General features: G+C 72.6%; 10 protein-coding genes. 8 read left to right on the top strand and 2 right to left on the bottom strand.

Going from position 1 to position 19654, the window contains the following annotated elements:
- Positions 1-66 precede the first annotated feature (66 nt).
- From ACFYUV_RS45475 to ACFYUV_RS45465, 3 genes are all read left to right on the top strand, one after another.
- Positions 67-1212 carry a sensor histidine kinase gene (locus ACFYUV_RS45475; protein ID WP_387680930.1) on the top strand — a complete coding sequence of 382 codons (1146 nt, stop codon included), beginning with the start codon at positions 67-69 and terminating at the stop codon, positions 1210-1212.
- Positions 1213-1325: 113 nt separating this feature from the next.
- The gene (locus ACFYUV_RS45470; protein ID WP_387680927.1) at positions 1326-2513 is read left to right on the top strand and encodes an ROK family protein; all 1188 of its coding nucleotides are present in this window, start codon (positions 1326-1328) and stop codon (positions 2511-2513) included.
- A 211-nt stretch (positions 2514-2724) separates the two neighbouring features.
- A complete protein-coding gene (locus tag ACFYUV_RS45465) occupies positions 2725-7179 on the top strand; it encodes a ThuA domain-containing protein (RefSeq protein WP_387680925.1) in 4455 nt (1484 codons plus the stop codon).
- A gap of 49 nt (positions 7180-7228) precedes the next feature.
- Here the strand turns inward: ACFYUV_RS45465 and ACFYUV_RS45460 are convergent, their stop codons facing one another.
- The gene (locus ACFYUV_RS45460) at positions 7229-8794 is read right to left on the bottom strand and encodes a DUF5722 domain-containing protein (RefSeq protein WP_387680922.1); all 1566 of its coding nucleotides are present in this window, start codon (positions 8792-8794) and stop codon (positions 7229-7231) included.
- A gap of 89 nt (positions 8795-8883) precedes the next feature.
- Positions 8884-9921 carry a LacI family DNA-binding transcriptional regulator gene (locus ACFYUV_RS45455; RefSeq protein WP_387680919.1) on the bottom strand — a complete coding sequence of 346 codons (1038 nt, stop codon included), beginning with the start codon at positions 9919-9921 and terminating at the stop codon, positions 8884-8886.
- A gap of 168 nt (positions 9922-10089) precedes the next feature.
- Here ACFYUV_RS45455 and ACFYUV_RS45450 point away from each other — a divergent pair, with 168 nt between their 5' ends.
- The 5 genes from ACFYUV_RS45450 to ACFYUV_RS45430 are packed head-to-tail and all read left to right on the top strand — an operon-like array spanning position 10090 to position 19630.
- Positions 10090-13314: a family 78 glycoside hydrolase catalytic domain gene (locus ACFYUV_RS45450; RefSeq protein ID WP_387680916.1), complete on the top strand. Its 3225-nt coding sequence runs from the start codon at positions 10090-10092 to the stop codon at positions 13312-13314.
- Between the two features lie 5 nt (positions 13315-13319).
- Positions 13320-14210, top strand: coding sequence for a carbohydrate ABC transporter permease (locus ACFYUV_RS45445; protein WP_387680913.1), 891 nt, complete (start codon positions 13320-13322; stop codon positions 14208-14210).
- Positions 14207-15031 carry a carbohydrate ABC transporter permease gene (locus tag ACFYUV_RS45440; protein WP_352360359.1) on the top strand — a complete coding sequence of 275 codons (825 nt, stop codon included), beginning with the start codon at positions 14207-14209 and terminating at the stop codon, positions 15029-15031. Before ACFYUV_RS45445 ends, ACFYUV_RS45440 begins: the two co-directional genes overlap by 4 nt.
- Before the next feature lie 49 nt (positions 15032-15080).
- Complete coding sequence (locus ACFYUV_RS45435) at positions 15081-16523, top strand: ABC transporter substrate-binding protein (protein ID WP_387680910.1); 1443 nt, start codon at positions 15081-15083, stop codon at positions 16521-16523.
- An 11-nt stretch (positions 16524-16534) separates the two neighbouring features.
- Entirely contained in the window at positions 16535-19630 is a 3096-nt protein-coding gene (locus ACFYUV_RS45430; RefSeq protein WP_387680907.1) for a DUF5722 domain-containing protein, read from the top strand.
- Positions 19631-19654 lie beyond the last annotated feature (24 nt).

The following is a 19654-nucleotide window of genomic DNA, read 5'->3' as shown; positions in this document are numbered from 1 at the left end:
ACGACGCGGCATTTCCGCATGTCAGCGCCCTTATGGGGGTATGTGGGGCCTGAGGGGGGCCCGGTGATGGGAGCGACGGTCGGATACCAGGCGGCGTTCGAGGCGCTGCCGTGTCCCTGCATGCTGCTCACCCGAAGCCAGGTCGTGCTCGCCGTCAACGACGCCTACCTGCGGATGACCGGCCAGGACCGGGCGGAGGTCGTCGGCCGCGCCCTGCTCGGCGCGGCCCCCGTGCTGGGCGGCCTGAGCGGGGCGGGGGCGGCGAAGGTGGGCGCCTCGCTGGAGCGGGTGGCCGCCACCGCCGCCGGCGACGTCGTGCCGCTGCTGCGCGACGACTGGGATCCGCCCGGCCGGCGCCACTGGCGGCTGGCGAACGCCCCGGTGCTCGGCCCGTCGGGCGAGGTGACGGAGATCGTCGTCGTCTTCGGGGACGTCACCGGGTCGCTCGAACCCCGGCCCGCCGCCCGCCCCGACGGCCGCGCCTCCGGCTCCCCGAAGCCCGACGCGCTGCTGCACCAGGCCTACCGCCAGGAGCAGCAGAAGGTCTCCATGCTGCACGAGACGATCGAGCACCAGCAGCGGTTCGTCTTCGACGCCGCCCACGACCTGCGCAACCCGATCACCGGCCTGCTGACCGAGTTGGAGGAGGCCCTGTCCGATCCCGGCGCCGACCTCCGCCGGACCCTGCGCAGCCTGCACCGGGACGCCGAGCGGCTCAACGACATCGTCGGCGACCTGCTCGCCCTGGCCCGCCTGTACACCGCCCCGCCGCCCGGCGCCGACCTCGTCGACCTGGCCCGCCTGGTGGTGGAGGAGCTGGACGCGCATCCGCCGAGCGCGTCCGTCCGCACCCGGCTGGAGCAGGACGTGGTGGTCCGCGCCTCGCGGGTGCGGCTGGCCCGGCTGCTGTCCAACCTGGTGGCCAACGCCGAACGCCACACCACCAGCAGGATCGAGTTCGTGGTCGCCGCCGCGCCGCCGTACGCCGTCCTGGAGGTCATCGACGACGGGCCCGGCATCCCGCCCGAGGAGCGGGAGCGCATCTTCCACCGGCTGTACCGGCAGGAGCAGGCGCGTTCGCTGGACGCGGGCGGCTCCGGCTTCGGCCTGCCGATCGCCCGCGAGATCGCCCACGCCTACGGAGGCGATCTGTTCGTGGCCGACCACCCGGGGGGCGCCCGCTTCGTCCTGAGGCTCCCGCTGGCGACGTGATCGTCTGCGGGATCGGCGGGCTTATGTCGATGCTCAGCCATAAGTCGTGCGCCATTCGGCGAAGATAGACTTGGGCTCCTCTGAAGTGGCTGCCGTCATCGGCGGAGAGGCTGGTGTTGACTCTGGACACGCTCAACGGCGCGACGGCGGGGGCCGGCGCGCTGCTCTCCCTGCTGCGGGACGGGCCGCCGCGCACCCGGACCGAGCTGGTCCAGCTCACCGGCCTGGCCCGGTCCACCGTGTCCCTGCGCCTCGACGCGCTGCTCCGCCACCGCTGGGTGCTGCCCGCCGACGAGGCCATCTCCTCGGGCGGGCGGCCCGCGGCCATGTTCGCCTTCAACCGCACCGCCCGGCTCGTCCTGGCCGCCGACCTGGGCGTCACGCACGAGCGGGTGGCGATCACCGACCTCGGCGGCACGGTGCTGGCCGAGCGCACCGCCGACGCGCCGATCGACGAGGGCCCCGAGGCGACGCTCGGGCGGCTGGCGCGCACGTTCACCGACCTGCTCGACGAGAGCGGGCGCGACCTGGCCGACGTGTGCGGGGCGGGCATCGGCCTGCCGGGCCCGGTCGAGTACCCGACGGGGCGCCCGGTCAACCCGCCCCTCATGCCGGGCTGGGACCGTTTCCCGGTGCCCCAGTGGCTGGGGGAGCGGCTGGGCGTGCCGGTCTTCGTGGACAACGACGTCAACATCATGGCGCTCGGCGAGCAGCGCGCCGGGCGGCAGGCGACCGGCCAGCTCGTCTTCGTCAAGATCGGCACCGGCATCGGCTGCGGCGTGATCTCCGACGGCCGCCTCCACCGGGGCGCGCAGGGCGCGGCCGGCGACATCGGCCACATCCGGGTCGCCACCGCCGACGATGGCGTGCTGTGCCACTGCGGCAACGTGGGCTGCCTGGAGGCCCTGGCCGGCGGGGCCGCGCTGGCCGCCCGCATCTCGGCGACCGGCGTGCCCGCCGCGGGCGGCCGGGACGTCGTCGCGCTGCTGCGCGCCGGCAACCGCGACGCCGCCCAGCTCGTCCGCCAGGCCGGGCGCGAGATCGGCGACGTGCTGGCCACGATCGTCAACTTCTTCAACCCGGCCGCGATCGTGATCGGCGGCGACCTGGCCGACGCCGGCGAACACCTGCTCGCGGGGGTGCGCGAGGCCATCTACAAGCGCTCGCTGCCGCTGGCCACCCAGCACCTGCGCATCCAGGTCAGCGAGCTGGGCGATCGGGCGGGCGTCATCGGGGCGGCCGTCATGGTGCTGGAGCACGTCCTGGCTCCGGAGGCGGTCGACAGCGCCCTGGCCGGCTGAGCTCGTCCGCGAAGCGCCCCGCCTGCCCGCGCAGGCGGGGCGCTTCGTCGTTCCGGCCACGGACCGAAACCGTTTCGCCTAGGACTTAACAGACTTTCGTTGACAATCATCAAAAGTCAGATCTACTGTCGCGATCTACGAAGGTTCTTCGATCGTCCGCCAATGGAACCCTCCTTCCCGGTCCACCCCCCACGGAAAGGGAACCTCCGCGATGCCCCCCAGCAGGCCCACCCCTGCCTCCCGATGGACGGCGCGGGTCAGCGCCGTCCTCCTGGCCATGTCGAGCGCGGTCGTGCTCCCCGTGGCCGCCCCGCCCGCCCGCGCCCACGCCGCCGTCGACCCCGCCGACTACCAGCGCGTCGAGCTGGCCAAGGGCGTCGCCGAGATGGGCGAGCCGATGACCATGGCGGTGCTGCCCGACCTGTCGGTGCTGCACACCGCGCGCGACGGGACGCTGCGCCGCACCGACGCCCAGGGACTGACCACCGTGGTCGGCGCGCTGCCCGTCTACACCCACGACGAGGAGGGCCTCCAGGGCGTCGCCGTGGACCCCGGCTTCGCCGCCAACCGGACCATCTACCTCTACTACGCCCCCCGCCTCAGCACGCCGTCCGGCGACGCGCCCGCCACCGGCGCCGACTGGTCGGCCTGGCAGGGCGTCAACCGCCTGGCCCGGTTCACCCTCAAGCCCGACTGGACGCTCGACCTGGCCTCCCAGCGGACCGTGCTCGACGTGGCCGCCGACCGCGGCATGTGCTGCCACGTCGGCGGCGACATGGACTTCGACGCCCAGGGCAACCTCTACCTGTCCACCGGCGACGACTCCAACCCCTTCGACTCGGCCGGCTACGCCCCCATCGACGAGCGCCCCGACCGCAACCCCGTCTACGACGCCCAGCGCAGCGCCGGCAACACCAACGACCTGCGCGGCAAGATCCTGCGCATCAAGGTGAACCCCGCGGACGGCACCTACACCATCCCCGCGGGCAACCTCTTCCCGCCGGGCACCGCGCGGACCAGGCCCGAGATCTACGCCATGGGCTTCCGCAACCCGTTCAGGATGACCGTGGACAAGGCCACCGGCGTGGTCTACGTCGGCGACTACGGCCCCGACGCCGGCAGCACCAACCCGAACCGCGGGCCCGCCGGGCAGGTCGAGTTCGACCGCGTCACCGGCCCCGGCAACTACGGCTGGCCGTACTGCACCGGCACCAACACCCTGACCGAGACCTACAACGACTACACCTTCCCCTCGGGCCCCTCCGGCCAGAAGTACGACTGCGCCGCGGGCGGCCCGGCCAACGACTCGCCGCGCAACACCGGCCTGGCCAAGCTCCCGCCCGCCAAGCCCGCCTGGATCAGGTACGGCGGCGACGCCGGCTCGCCGCCCGAGTTCGGCAGCGGCTCGGAGTCGCCGATGGGCGGCCCGGTCTACCGCTACGACGCCGCCCTGAACTCCGCCGTCAAGTTCCCCCAGGACCTCGACGGGCACTTCTTCGCCGGCGAGTTCGGCCGCAAGTGGATCAAGGCGATCGACGTGGCCGCCGACGGCACGCGCGGCGAGATCGCCGCCTTCCCCTGGACCGGCACGCAGGTCATGGACCTGGCCTTCGGGCCCGACGGCGCGCTCTACGTCCTCGACTACGGCTCGGGCTACTTCGGCGGCGACGCCAACTCCGCCCTCTACCGCGTCGAGTACATCAAGGACCGCAACCGCTCGCCGGTCGCGGTCGCCAAGGCCGACAGGACGTCCGGCAAGCTCCCGCTCACCGTGGCCTTCTCCAGCGCCGGCTCCGCCGACCCCGAGGGCGGCGCGCTCACCTACGCCTGGAACTTCGGCGACGGCACCACCTCCACCGCCCCGAACCCCACCAAGACCTACACCGCCGAGGGCGAGTACACCGCCACGCTCACCGTGCGCGACCCCCAGGGCAACGCCGGCACCGCCGGCGTGGTCATCACGGCCGGCAACACCGCCCCCGCCGTGACCATCGGCACGCCGGCCCCCGGGACGCTGTTCACCTGGGGCGACACCGTGCCCTTCACGATCGGGGTGACCGACCCCGAGGACACGCAGATCGACTGCGCCAAGGTGAGGATGACCTACGTGCTCGGCCACGACAGCCACGGCCACCAGATCACCTCGAAGAACGGCTGCGCGGGCGAGCTGACGATCCCGGCCGACGGCGAGCACGACGACGCGGCCAACATCTTCGCCGTCTTCGACGCCGAGTACACCGACAAGGGCGGCCTGACCACCCACACCCAGCACGTCCTGCAGCCCCGCCACCGCCAGGCCGAGCACTACGCCACGATGTCCGGCGTCTCGCAGATCTCCAAGGCGGCCGCGCACGGCGGCAGGACGGTCGGCGACGTGCACAACGGCGACTGGATCGCCTTCACCCCCTACCGGCTCGACGACGCCAGGACGTTCCGGGCGCGGGTCTCCTCGGGCGGCGTCGGCGGCTCCATCGAGGTGCGCGCCGGCTCGCCCACCGGGCCGCTGCTCGGCAAGGCCGCCGTCCCGGTGACGGGCGGCTGGGAGACCTTCACCGACGTGCAGGCCCCGCTGACCGGCGCGACCGCCGCGTCCACCACGCTCTACCTGGTCTTCACCGGGGGCGTCGGGGCGCTGTTCGACCTCGACGACTTCACGCTGGCCAAGGAGGCGATGGCGGTCGGCCCGATCCGCGCCGCCGACGGCAGGTGCGTGGACGTCGCGGGAGCCGGCACCGCCGACGGCACCAAGGTGCAGCTCTACTCCTGCAACGGTACGAACGCCCAGAACTGGGCCATCGACGGCCAGACCGTCAAGGCGCTCGGCAAGTGCCTCGACGTGGCGGGGGCCAACAGCGCCGACGGCACCAAGGTGCAGATCTGGACCTGCAACGGCACGGGCGCGCAGAAGTGGACCGCCGAGGGCGGCGCGCTCAAGGCGCTCGGCAAGTGCCTCGACGCCGCCGACCCGGCCCAGCTCGTCATCAGGACGTGCAACGGCGGCACGCCCCAGAGGTTCACCACCGCGACCCCCGCCGCCGGCGGCCCCGCCGTCCTGGTCTTCTCCCGTACGGCGGGGTTCCGGCACGACTCGATCGCGGCGGGCGTCCAGGCGATCAGGGAGCTCGGGTTCGGCGTGACCGCCACCGAGGACCCGGCCGCGTTCACCACGGCGAACCTGGCCGCCTACAAGGCGGTGGTCTTCCTCAACACCACCGGTGACGTGCTCGACGCCGCGCAGCAGGCCGCGTTCGAGGCGTACGTCAAGGCGGGCGGCGGCTACGCCGGCGTGCACGCGGCCGCCGACACCGAGTACGACTGGCCCTGGTACGGCGGCCTCGTCGGCGCCTGGTTCGCCGCCCACCCGGCGGTGCAGAAGGCGACGGTCAAGGTCGAGGACCGCGCCCACCCGGCGACCGCCCACCTCGACGCCACCTGGCCGCGGACGGACGAATGGTACGACTACCGGACCAACGCCAGGACCGGCGCCCACGTGCTGGCCACCCTGGACGAGTCGACGTACTCGGGCGGCACGATGGGCGCCGACCACCCGATCGCCTGGTGCAAGCCGTACGACGGGGGGCGGTCCTTCTACACCGGTGGCGGGCACACCGCGGAGTCCTTCGCCGAGCCCGCCTTCCGGCAGCACCTGCGCGGCGGCCTGGCCTACGCCACCGGCCAGGCCAAGGCCGACTGCCGCCCCGAGACCGGCTACACCACCCTCTACAACGGCTCGACCACCGGCTGGGAGCAGGCCGGGCCGGGCGGCTTCGCCAACGCCGGCGGCACGCTGACCTCGCAGGGCGGCATGGGCCTGCTGTGGTACAAGGACAAGGAGTACACCACCTCCTACTCGCTCAAGCTGGACTGGAAGCTGGCCGGTGACGACAACTCCGGCGTCTTCGTCGGCTTCCCGCCCTCGACCGACCCGTCCTCGGCGGTGAACAACGGCTACGAGATCCAGATCGACGCCACCGACGCGCCGGACCGGACCACCGGCTCGGTCTACGGCTTCAAGGCCGCCGACATCGCCGTCCGCGACGCCGCGCTGAACCCGCCGGGGGAGTGGAACACCTACGAGATCCGGGTCGAGGGCGAACGCCTCCAGGTCTTCCTCAACGGCGCCAGGATCAACGACTTCACCAACACCGACCCGGCCCGCTCGCTGAAGAACGGGCACATCGGCATCCAGAACCACAGCGACGCCGACCAGGCGTCCTTCCGCAACATCCGGATCAAGGAGCTCGGCCCGCCCGCCGGGGACTCCGTCGTCCAGGCCGAGACCTGGGCGCAGGCGTCCGGCGTGGCCACCTACCCGCACGCGCCCGCGCACGGCGGCACCGTGCTCGGCTACGTCAACCCGGGCGACTGGGCGGCCTACGACGTGGACCTCACCGGGGTCACCGCGTTCCGGGCGCGGGTGGCCTCGCCGGGGCCGTCGGGCGGCTTCGAGATCCGCACCGGCTCGCCGGCCGGGCCGGTGCTCGGCGCCGTCACCGTGCCGGACACCGGCGGCTGGGAGTCCTACGCCGACGTCTCCACGACGCTGACCGGCGTGCCCTCCGGCGCGGCCCGGCTGTACCTGGTGTTCACCGGCGCGAACTTCGACGTCGACGACTTCACCCTGGTCCGCGCCGCGCCCACGACACCGGCGAAACGGGCCCGTTAGCCGCCGGGCCGGTGGTCGTCACGCGGACGGCCGCCGGCCCGGGACGGGGTCAGGACAGTGCGTAACCGAGGACCTGCTCGTGGATCAGGCCCTCACAGCCCGCCTGGTCCGTGACCAGGTGGTCGCCGCTCGCGGCCCGGCACCGGTGCAGCGCGACCGATCCGGGCACCTGGCTGGTGTAGACGTGCCCGACCGGGCCCATCGGGAACTGCCCCTCGCAGCCGGGGTCGCGGGTGAGCATGGTGTGCGCGCCGACCTTGCACTCGTACAGGGGCACGGTGCCGGCCGCCTGGTCGCGCAGCAGCTTCCACACGCGTTCCTGGGTGAAGCCGGGCGGCAGCAGCCGGGAGCTGGCCACGTGCCCCTTGCTCGACTGGTAGCCGCGGCGGAGCTGGGTGTGGGGCAGCAGCTCGAAGCCGCACGACAACTGCGGGGGCGACAGGTCGTTCCGGTTGGCCAGCGCCCACGTGGCCCAGGCCGGCTTGGCCGAGCCGTCGGTACGGCGCAGCCCCACGCCGAGGCCGGCCGCCGTCTCGTCCGGGTGGTCGCTCATGCGGTGCCAGACGTAGCTCTCGATGCCCGGCGTGCCGAGGACGTTGCGGAAGGAGTTGCACAACTGCGACGCCTGCGCGGCCTCCGACGAGGGCGACAACGAGTTCACGCCGCTCTCGGTGAGCTGCACCTGCCAGGCCGACGGCGTGTTCGGGAACTGCTGGCGCAGCCAGCCGACCAGCACGCCGATGTTGCCGTAGGTGACCTTCGGGAAGTCGTCGGCGGAGAACTGCGGCGCCAGCAGGTTCGGCGGGTAGGGGTGGTAGGCGACCCGCCAGGCCCGGTTGCCGGCCCGCGCGGCCAGGCCCTTGAGCACGGTCATGCCCGACAACATCGCCTCGGAGGCGGCCGGCTGGTCGTAGGCGGTGCCGAAGTGGTGGTCGAGCGAGGTGAGCACCTTCGCGGTGGGCTGCTGGGCCATGACGGCGTCGTAGGCGGCGTTGTAGTTCGCGGCGATCGCGTCCAGCCAGGCGGTCGTGCCGCAGGCCGTGCCCTGGCCGCAGCCGATGTCGAACCAGGTGTTGCTGTTGACCTCGTTCATGACGACGAAGTCGGCGATGCGGCCGTTGCCGTGCTGCCCGTCGTAGCGCTGGGCCAGCATGCCGGCGAAGCGGCCGTAGTCGGCCGGGTCGTCGGGGACGCAGAACTTCTCGAACCCGGGGGCGGCGGGCGTGCAGGGACGGGCCCCGCGGGCCCAGGCCGGGGTGCCGTAGACGACGGCGGTGACGACGAGACCGCGGGCGGTCCAGTCCCTGATGGCGGCGTCGACGGCCGAGCCGACGGTGAAGCAGCGTCCGCCGAACTCCTGCGCGCCCGCCGCGCACGGCGGCGTCTTCACACTGGGCTCCCAGTCGGCCCAGATGAGGTTCATGGCGACGCCGCCGGCGTTGTTGCCGGCGATCTCGTTCTTGTCGGGCCAGAAGTCCGGTTGCAGGCCCTTGATGCGGTAGTCGGACCTGACCGGGTACGGCAGAGCGGCGGCGGTGGTGGTGACGGTGGCGGCGGCCGGAGCGGCCGGAAGGAGAAGTAAGAGGACGGCGGCGATACGGGCAACCCAACCCATGGGACCTCCTGGATTTAAACGTCTCAACAATGAGGCCCAGAAGGCGGCCAGGCAAGACCCGACTTGCTGCGGCGTACCGACTTGAAACGTCACTGAGGAACGGTCGACGCCCTGACCATGAGCTCCGGCTGGAAGACGATCTCCTGGTGCCAGTGGTTGGCGTCGCCCCGGGCGTCGGTGAGCAGCAGCTCCGCGGCCGCCTGGCCGAGCTGGTGCTTGGGCTGGCGGACCGAGGTCAGCGACGGCGACAGCAGCTCGGCGAACTCGACGTCGTCGTAGCCCAGCACCGCCATGTCGTGCGGGACGCGCACCCCGCGCCGCTCCAGCCCGCGCAGCGCGCCCAGCGCCACCGTGTCGTTGACGCAGAACAGCGCCGTCGGCCCCTTGCGCGCGGGCAGCCGCTCCAGCGCCGCCTCGCCCTCGCGCGGCGTCAGCGCGGGCAGCGTGACCTCGGTGATCACCTCGTCGGGGTCGAGTCCGGCGGCCCGCACCGCCCTGGCCAGCCCCTCGCGCCGATCGGCGCACTGGCGCACGATCGGCGGCCCGTTGAGGAAGGCGATGCGCCGATGGCCGAGCGCGAGCAGGTGGGCGCCGGCCAGCTCGCCGCCCCGGACGTTGTCCACCGCCACCGCGCAGAGCTGGGCGTCGGCGCCCGGCCGGTCGAGCAGCACCATGCCGATGCCGCGCCGGCGCAGCTCCACCAGATGGGAGATGTCGGGCCCGGCGGGCGTGATGAGGATGCCGGGCACCCGGTGCTGCTCCAGGATCTGCAGGTAGTGGGCCTCCTTCTCGACCGAGTCGCCGGAGCTGCACAGCACCAGGAGCAGCTGCTCCTGCGACAGCCGGGTCTCGATGCCCGGCAGCACCTCGCTGAAGAACGGGTTGCCGATGTCGCGCACCATCACGCCGACCGAGCGGCCCGAGCCGCCGCGCAGCTGCCGGGCCGGCGCGCTGGGCACGAAGCCGAGCGTCTTGATGGAGGCGCGCACCCGGCGCAACGTGCGCTCGGCCACCAGCTCGGGCCGGTTGAGCACGTTGGAGACCGTTCCCACGGACACGCCGGCATGGGCCGCGACGTCGACCATGCTGAGCCGGCGGCGCTCGGCCGGCTTGTGGATGTCGGTCACCGGTGGACAGCCCTTCTGGTCACCTGGCAGAGAGGGCCAGTCTACTGGTTGAAATGTTTCAGCCAAACGAACCCACGCTGCACATCTGGAACCGGGGCATTGACGGATGTACCTCACGGTGCCTACGGTGCGCATTGCTTGAAATGTTTCAACTAGCCGGGAGTACCCTTGTCGCATCTCGCCGTGACCGACCTGCGCGTCGAAGGACTGGCCGAACCACTCGGCCTCGACGTGGACACGCCGGAGTTCTCCTGGCGGATCACCGGGGCCGGGCGTGGACGGGCGCAGAGCGCGTACCGGCTGGTCGTGGCCCGGGAGGGCGATCCGGCAGACCAGGAGGCCGAATCCGTCTGGGACAGCGGCGTGGTGAGCTCGGCCGCGACCTTCGACGTCCCGTACGGCGGCGCCGCGCTGCGGCCGAGGACGCGCTACCAGTGGCGGGTCAAGGTGGCCGACGAGCACGGCGAATGGTCCGGCTGGAGCCCCGCGCACTGGTTCGAGACAGGGCTCGGCGAGGCCGGCGGCTGGATGGCGGGCTGGATCGGCACCCCCATGGTGCCCGGCTCCGAGCGGCTGCCGTCGCTGGAGAACGTGCCGCGCATCTGGGTCGCCGGCCCGCTCGGCCCGTCCGGGGCGCCGGCCGGGGCGTTCCGGACGCGGTTCTCGGTGCCGGGCGGGGCCAGGCCGCTGTCGGCGTGGCTGGTGATCGGCGACGGCGGCGGGACCGAGGCGGCCGGGCCGGCCGGGTCGGCCGCGGTGGTCCAGGCGGCCGAGCCGGTCGAGTCGGTCGAGGCGTACGTCAACGGGGTGCGGGTCGCGGGGGAGCGGCGGGCGGGCGCGTTCGTGGCCGACGCCGGCGACCTGGTGGCCTCGGGCGAGAACGTGCTCGCGATCAGGGCCGCCGGGCCGGGGCTGTGCGTGCGGCTGGAGGTCGTCGTCGAGGGGCGGCCCGCGCTGCCGCAGCTCGTCCCGGTGGCGGGCGAGAGCACGGTGACCGTCACCTCCGGCGGCCGGTGGCGGGCCGAGGACCGGCCGGGCGAGGGCTTCGAGCAGCCCGGCTTCGACGACTCCGGCTGGCGGCTGGCCGAGGAGGTCGGGCTGCACGGCGACCCGCCGCTGGGCCGCGAACCGGTCGGCGACCGGCCGAGCCCGTACCTGCGGCGCGAGTTCGGCGTGCCGTCGCCGGTGCGCCGGGCCAGGCTGTACGCCACCGCGCTCGGCGTCTACGAGATCCACCTCAACGGCGCCCGGGTCGGCGCCGACCACCTGGCCCCCGGCTGGACCGACTACCGTCACCGTGTCACGTACCAGACCTACGACGTGACGGCGCTGGTGTCGGAGGGACGCAACACGATCGGCGCGGTCCTCGCCGACGGCTGGTACGCCGGCAACATCAGCTGGTTCGGCTCCTTCCAGTACGGCCGCCGCCTGGCCTTCCGCGCCGAGCTGGAGATCCTGCACGAGGACGGCACCCGCACCCGGCTGCGCACCGACGCCGACTGGCGCGCCGGCTCCGGCGCGATCCGCTACGCCGACCTGCAGAACGGCGAGCGGCAGGACCTGGCGGCCGAGCCGCTCGGCTGGACGGCCGCCGGGTTCGACGACTCCGGCTGGGCGCCCGCGGTGCCGGTGAGCCCGCCGGCCGGCCGGGTGACCGCCTCCGTCGCGCCGCCGATCCGGGTGCACGATGAGGTGGAGCCGGTGCGGGTGTGGGAGCAGCGGCCCGGCGTGTGGATCGCCGACTTCGGCCAGAACCTGGTCGGCTGGGTCCGGCTCACCGGCCGCGCCGGCCGCGACCGCCCGGTGGTGCTGCGGCACGCCGAGGTGCTCGACCACGAGGGCGGGCTGCACCTGGCCAACCTGCGCTCGGCCCGCGCCACGGACGAGTTCCTGCCCCGCGGCGAGCAGGCCGAGACGTTCGAGCCGAGGTTCACCTTCCACGGCTTCCGGTACGCCGAGGTGTCCGGCCTGCGCGCGGCCCCCGAGTCGATCACGGCCAGGGTGGCCCACGCCGCGATGGAGCCGGCCGGCGAGTTCACCTGCTCCGACGAGCGGCTCGACCGGTTGCAGCGCAACATCGTGTGGGGGCAGCGCGGCAACTTCCTGGCCGTCCCCACCGACTGCCCGCAGCGGGACGAGCGGCTCGGCTGGACCGGCGACATCTGGGCCTTCGCCCCGACCGCCCTGTTCAACTACGACGCCGCCGCCTTCCTGCGGAGCTGGCTGACCGACGTGGTCGACGCCCAGGGCGACGACGGCGCGGTCACGCACGTGGTGCCCGACGTGCTGTCGGGCCGCGGCCTGTCGCCCAACCCCAAGGAGGCCGGCTCGCCCGGCTGGGGCGACGCGCTGATCATGCTGCCGTGGGCGCTGCACCGGCTGCGCGGCGACGCCCGCGTGGTCGCCGCCTGCTTCGAGCCGATGCTGCGCTGGCTGGCCTACCTGGACCGGCGCTCCGAGAACGGCATCTTCCCCGACGAGGGGTTCGGCGACTGGCTGTCGATCGGCGCCGACACCCCCAAAAGGCTCGTCGGCACGGCGGTCTTCGCGCTGTCGGCCCGGCAGCTGGCCGGGCTCGCCGCCGCGCTCGGCCGCGACGCCGACCGGCGCTCCTGCCTGGAGCTGTACGAACGGGTGCGCCGGGCCTTCCGGGCGGCCTTCGTCGAGGGCCCCGGCGTGGTGGCGAGCGGCACGCAGACCGCGTACGTGCTGGCCGTCACCGCCGGGCTGCTGGAGGAGCACGAGCTGCCCAGGGCCGCGGCCCGGCTGGCCGGTGACGTCGAGGCGCGCGGCGGCCACCTGTCGACCGGGTTCCTCGGCACGCCGTACCTGCTGGACGCGCTCACCTCGACCGGGCGGCTGGACGTGGCCTACCGGCTGCTGACGCAGGACACCTTCCCGTCCTGGCTCTACCCGGTCGTGCACGGCGACGCGACGACCATGTGGGAGCGCTGGGACTCCTGGAGCCACCACCGCGGGCTGCAGGACCCCGGCATGAACTCCTTCAACCACTACGCCTACGGCGCCGTCGGCGACTGGATGTACCGGACGGTCGGCGGCCTGGCCCCCGGCTCGCCCGGCTACGCCGACATCCTCGTGCGCCCCCGTCCCGGCGGCGGGATCGGCTGGGCGCGGACCGCCCACCGCACCCGGCACGGCCAGGTGGAGATCTCCTGGCGGCTGACGGACGGCGGCCTCGCCCTGGACGTCGTCGTGCCGCCCAACACCCGCGCCGAGGTGCACGTGCCCGCGCCGCCGGAACGGGTGACCGAGGGCGGCCGGCCGGCGGCCGAGGCGGAGGGCGTGACCTTCGACCGCCTCGACGACGGGGCCGCGGTCTACCGGGTCGGCTCGGGCTCGTACGCGTTCCGCACCACCGCTGAGAGGCATTGACGATCGTGACCAGCACCAAAGCGCGCCGACGGATCCCGTGGGGCGTCTACCTCGTCCTCCTGCCCACCTTCGCCCTGCTCGCGGCGTTCGCCTACTACCCGGCGCTCAACGGCATGCTGCACTCGCTGTACGAGTGGCGGCCGGGCTTCGGCTCGCCGTTCGTCGGCCTGGACAACTACCTCACGATGCTCGGCGACGACCTGTGGTGGGCCTCCTTCCGCAACGCCGGGATCATCTTCGTCTGGGCCGTCACGCTCATGTGGGTGTTCCCGCTGCTGGCCGCCGAGCTGGTGATGTCGCTGTCCGGCGAGCGGCTGCGGTTCGTCTTCCGCACCCTGCTCATCCTGCCGCTGGCCTTCCCGGCCGTGGTCAACGTGCTGCTGTGGCAGTTCATGTACGACCCGCGCGACGGCGTCGTCAACAGCCTGCTGCGCGCGCTCGGCCTGGACGGGCTGGCGGGCAACTGGATCGGCGACCCCGCCACGGCGCTGGCCGCGCTGATGACGATCGGCTTCCCGTGGGTGGCCAGCCTGCCGTTCCTGGTCTTCCTGTCGGCGCTGCAGAACGTGCCGGCCGAGATCTACCAGGCCGCCGAGGTGGACGGCGCCGGCCGGCTGCGCCGCTTCTGGAGCATCGACCTGCCGATGATGTTCCGCGACGTCAAGCTGCTGCTGGTGCTGGCGGTGATCTCGGTGCTCCAGTACGGCATGCAGGCCCACATCATGACCAAGGGCGGCCCCGACAACGCCACGCAGGTGCCGGTGCTGCGCATGCTCGACGCCGCCTTCGTGGACACCAGCTGGGGGTACGCGGCCGCGCTCGGCACCGTGCTGTTCGCCCTGACGCTCGGCGTGAGCCTGGGCGCGCTGGCGCTCGGCAGGAGGTCGGGATCGTGAGCCGGACCCGCAGGACCGACCTGGTGGCCGGCGGCGTGCTGGCGGTGCTGGCCTTCGCCGGGCTGTTCCCGTACCTGTTCATGCTGGCCGCGTCGGTCAAGGACAACGAGCAGTTCTTCGGCAGCTACTGGTCGCCGGCCTGGCCGGTGCACCTGGACAACTACGCGGCGGCCTGGGAGCAGGTCAGCCCGTACCTGTTCACCTCGTTCGTGGTGGCGGCGCTGGCCATCGCCGGCACGATGCTGCTGGCCCCGGCGGCGGCGTTCGTGTTCGCCCGCTACCGCTTCCCCGGGCGCAACGCGCTGTTCGGGCTGGTCGCGGCGCTGCTCATGGTGCCCTCGATCACCAGCCTGATCCCGCTGTTCGTGCTGATGCGCGACCTCGGCATCCTGGACAGCCGGCTGGTGCTGATCATTCCGCACGTCACCGCGAACACGGTCTTCGGGATCGTCGTCATGCGCACGTACATGGCGCAGATCCCCGAGGAGATCTTCGAGGCGGCGCGGGTGGACGGGGCGGGCGGCGTCCGGCTGTTCCTGGCCTTCATGCTGCCGCTGGCCCGGCCGGTCATCGGCACGGTCGCGCTGATGACGGTGCTGGGCGTGTGGAACGACTACTTCTGGCCGCTGCTCACCGTGCAGACCGACGCCTACCGGACGATCCCCGCGGGGCTGGCCTTCTTCGCCAACCAGAACGCGCAGCAGTGGGGCCCGCTGTTCGCCGGCTACGTGCTGGCCAGCCTGCCGCTGGTGGTGCTGTTCACGTTCCTGTCCAAGTGGTTCCTGGCGGGCATCCAGGGCGGCATCGTGTCCGGCAAGTGAGCCGGCGCTCGCGATTGAAACGTATCAATAGGAAAGGACCCGTACCCCGATGAGAACACCCCCCAAGAGCGGGCTCGCGGCGCTGGCCGCGCTGCTCTCGCTGACAGGCTGCGGCCTGCTCGGCACCGGCGGCACGTCCGCCCAGGACGGCGGCGGCAAGGTGACGATCACGCTGGCCGGCCCCAACCAGTGGAACGCCAGCGGCAGCAGCTTCGGACCGGCCTGGGAGGCGCTGGTCGACGCCTTCGAGAAGCGCGAGCCCGGCATCGAGGTCAGGACGCAGGTGCTGCCCCTCGACGGCTTCATGCAGACGATCACCACCCAGCTCGCCGCCGGCACCGCGCCCGAACTGGTCTTCAACCAGCCGCCGCACAAGGCCCACGAGGTGCACGCGCTCGACGCCGAGCTGCAGAAGCCCAACCCGTACGTGCCGGGCAACCAGCGCTGGATCGACGTGTTCAGGAAGGAGTACTACGGCCCCGCCGTCTCCAAGGCGCTGAGCAAGGAGAGCGGCAAGCTGGAGTACGTCCCCTTCAACCTGGTCGCCATCGGCCTGTTCTACAACAAGGACGCCTTCGCCAAGGCGGGCGTCGACCAGCCGCCCGCCACCTGGGAGGACTTCAGGAGCGCCTGCGGGAAGCTCAAGGCGGCCGGCTTCGACCCCGTCGCCCTCGACAAGGGCGGCCTGGCCGCCGGCTGGACGTGGGAGGCGGTCAGCACCCAGCTCATCGACAAGTACCACGACGACTGGAACCTCTTCGACGCCACCGGCAGGCCGGGCAAGGCGCCGACCGTGACCGAGAAGTCGATGAGCAGGGTCATCAAGGAGGGCACGCTCACCACGAGGACGCCCGAGGTCGCCGAGTCCCTGAAGATCTACAAGGAGTTCTTCGACTGCGGCACGCCCAACTGGACGGGCGTCGCCGACGGCGGCGCGACCGTGGGCTACCGCGACTTCGTCTCAGGCAAGGCCGCCATGTCGTGGGGCACCGACTTCGCCGTCGAGGCGCTGAAGGCGGACGCCAAGTTCGCGCTCGGCACGATGCCGTTCCCGACCATCACCAAGGCCAGCACGCCGCTGTCGTCGGAGGCCCCGGCCCGCTACGGCGCCTCGATCGGCGGCACCAGCTACATGATCCCCTCCACCGTCAAGGGCGAGAAGTACGCGGCGGCGGTCAAGTTCCTGCAGTACATGAGCTCGCCGGCGATCAAGCCCTGGCTGGACGCGACCGGCGGCCTGCCCGCCGTCGAGGGCGTCGAGCCGTCGGCCGAGACCGCCGGGCTGCTGGAGGGCGAGTGGGGCAAGCCGTTCCGGGTGGTGGCCCTGCCGGGCGGCCCGGAGGGCACCTCCTTCCGCGACGTCTTCGACGGCTATCTGCTCGGCCGGCGCTCCCTGGAGGAGGAGCTGGCCGACCTGGACAAGTGGTGGAAGCGCGGCATCGAGGCCGGGATCAAGAAGAACGCCTGGGGCGACGAGGACTGGGCGAAGTAGGAGGAGATGACATGCGGTTGTTGATCGCCCTGGCGCTGGCCGTCCCGATGCTGGCCCTCCCGGCGCAGGCGCTGCCCGCGCGCGCGGCGGCGGCCGGCGGGGTGAGCGGCGTCGAGGTCGGCGGGGACACGATCACCGTCACCGGCGTCGCGCCCGGCCCGGCCGAGCTGTACGCGCTGGACACCTGGCAGGACTCGCCCGCGGGGGAGCAGCCGGTCGCGTCCGTCGAGGCGGGCCCGTTCCGCGTCGAGGTGCCCCGGATGGACGGTGACCAGGACCGGCTCTACGACAAGTTCCTCGCGGTGGGCGCGGACGGCCCGCTGGGAGAGGTGCACTACGCCGACAGGCTGAGCTTCCCGTCGGCCAACCAAGCCCCTTATCCCGAAATGTCGGGCAAAAAGGGGTTACAGGTGCAGATGACCGACGACGCCGAGGAGATCGGCGTCCAGCACGCCGGCATCAACCTGGCCCTCGACTCGGTCATGACGGCCGGGCCGGGCGCCCCGGGCAACACCATCGAGTTCGTCTCGCAGGGCAAGACGTACTACTTCGACCGCGGCGCCGTCGCCGGGCTCGACGCCCAGGTCAAGCCACTGTCGGACAACGGCGTCCTGGTCAACATGATCGTGCTGGTCTACAACAGCGGCGCGCCCAACTCCGCCGCGCGCACGCTCATCCACCCCGACGCCGAGCTGGGCAAGGGCACGGTGTACGCGTTCAACACCAAGACGGCCGAGGGCGAGGCGCACTTCACCGCCGCGATGGAGTTCTTCGCCCAGCGCTACAGCCAGCCCGACGGCCGGTACGGCCGGGCCTGGGGCTGGATCGTCGGCAACGAGATCGACGCGCAGCAGTTCTGGTACAACATGGGCCGCCAGGACCGTGCCGTCTTCCTCGACCAGTACGCCCGCGCCATGCGGCTGACCTGGCAGGCCGTGCGCAAGGCCGACGCCGCCGCCCGCGTCTACACCTCGCTGACGCACTTCTGGACGGGCGCGGCCAACGACGACCCGAAGTACACCTACAAGGGCCGCGACGTGGTGGACGGGCTCAACGCCCTCACCAAGCGCCAGGGCGACTTCGACTGGAACATCGCCTACCACCCCTACCCGGAGAACCTGTTCAACCCGGCGTTCTGGAACGACAAGACCGCCACGGACGGCTTCGACACCCTGCGGATCACGTTCAAGAACATCGAGCTGCTGCCGCGCTACCTCGCCCAGGACGACCTGACCTACCACGGGCAACGGCGGCGGGTGATCCTCTCCGAACAGGGCCTGAACTCCCAGGACTACTCCGCCAAGGAGCTGGAGCTGCAGGCCGCGGCCTACGCGTACGCCTACTACAAGATCGCTTTCGCCGACGGCATCGACTCCTTCATCCTGCACCGGCACGTCGACCACAAGCAGGAGGGCGGCCTGCGGCTCGGCCTGTGGACGTGGGACGAGGAGCACAGCGCGCCCTCCAACGCCGGGGAGCGCAAGCCCCTGCACGAGGTGTTCGCCGCCATCGACACCGACCGGTCGCTGGAGGTGACCGAGTTCGCCAAGAAGATCATCGGCATCTCCGACTGGAAGGACGTCATCCCCGGCTTCGACCCGGCCGAGCTGGCCGTCAGGAAGCCGCCCGCCGCGGTGGGCACGCAGCTCGACGCCAGGCCGGTGGCCGAGCGGGTGATCTCCGGCTTCGAGACCGGCGCCGACGGCTGGCGGCCCTCGGACAACGCCGCCGCCGTGGAGCGGGTGGCCGTGGACGGCGGGCACGCGCTGCGCGTGCGCTTCGACCGCGACCTGCCCGGCTGGTCGCGGTACGCCAAGTCGTACAAGGGCGCCGATGTGCTGTTCGGCAAGCCGCTCGACGCCTCGCGCACGCCGTCGCTGTCGGTGTCGGTCCGGGTGCCGCCCGAGGCCGACGACGGCTTCAAGCCGGGCAACGTCTTCACCGCCAAGGTCCGCGTCTACGGGCGCGGCGGCGCGGTCGCGGAGGGCGTCGGCACGGTCGACCCCGAGCTCGGCTGGAACCGGCTCACGCTGGACCTGTCCCGCTGGGCCCCGCGCGCCGCGATCTCCCGGGTCAAGGTGTGGGTACGCGGCTCGGCCGGCTCCGACTGGGCGGGCTCGTACGACCTCGACCGGCTGAGCCTGGCCGCGGCGGCGCTGCCCGGCCTCGCCCGGCGCAACGTCGAGGTGAGCGCGTCCACCGCCGAGCGCGGCCGGCTCGGCTCCAAGGTCACCTTCACCGTCACCAACCGGGACGTGCTGCCGATGGCCGGCCGGGTCACGCTGTCCGCCTGCGACGGCGTGGCCGTCGATCCGCCCGCGCTGCCGGTGACCGGCCTGCGCACGGGCGCGAGCCGCACGACGGAGACCACGCTGACCGCGTACGCGCCCGCGAACCAGGAGTATCCGGTCGTGTGCGCGTCCTACCTGGGACACACGGACCGGGTGACGTTCCGGCTGCCGCCGCAGGCCGCGTACGTGCCGCCCGCCCCCGACGCCTTCGCCAACCAGGAGCTGGCCGACGGCTTCGACCAGGCCGGCGGCTACCAGGCCCACCGGGTCCAGCCGGAGGACAAGGAGCTGCCGCAGGTGACGTACGCGGGCGGCGCGCTGTCGGCCGGGCACCCGTCGGCGTCCTGGTTCGGGCTGATGTCGTCAGGCGTCTCGCCGCGCAACCCGGCGTTCGCCACGGCGATCACGATCAGGAGGTTCCAGGGCGACTCCACCGACATGGACACCGTCTACACGGGCCTGGTCAAGGACGGCAGCACGGACGTGGCGGCGTTCTACGTCAACAGCCACAGGTTCGCCGGGTTCGAGGTGCGCGGCCCGCAGGTGCCGGGCGGGATCGCGGTCTTCGGCGTCAAGCAGGGCGTCACCGTCCCCGACGGCGGCCGCTTCGCGCTGTCGCTGGTGGGCGAGCGGGCCGCCATGTACGCCGACACCGGCTCCGGCTGGGAGCTGGTGACCGCGGCCACGCTGGAACACCTGCCGGCGTTGTCGGACCCCGAGGTCAGGGCCGGTTACCGCTACGGCTTCGGCGTGCGCGGCGACCCCGGCCCCAGCCCCCTGGTGCTCGACGCGGTGGAGGGACGCAGCATCTCCTGACGCGGCATCCCCTGACGCCACCTC

Origin of the sequence: Nonomuraea sp. NPDC003560 (genome assembly GCF_042878785.1) — a bacterium.
GTDB lineage: Bacteria > Actinomycetota > Actinomycetes > Streptosporangiales > Streptosporangiaceae > Nonomuraea.
Note: the sequence above shows the minus strand (reverse complement) of the source record. Positions and strands in the feature narration are given on the sequence as shown.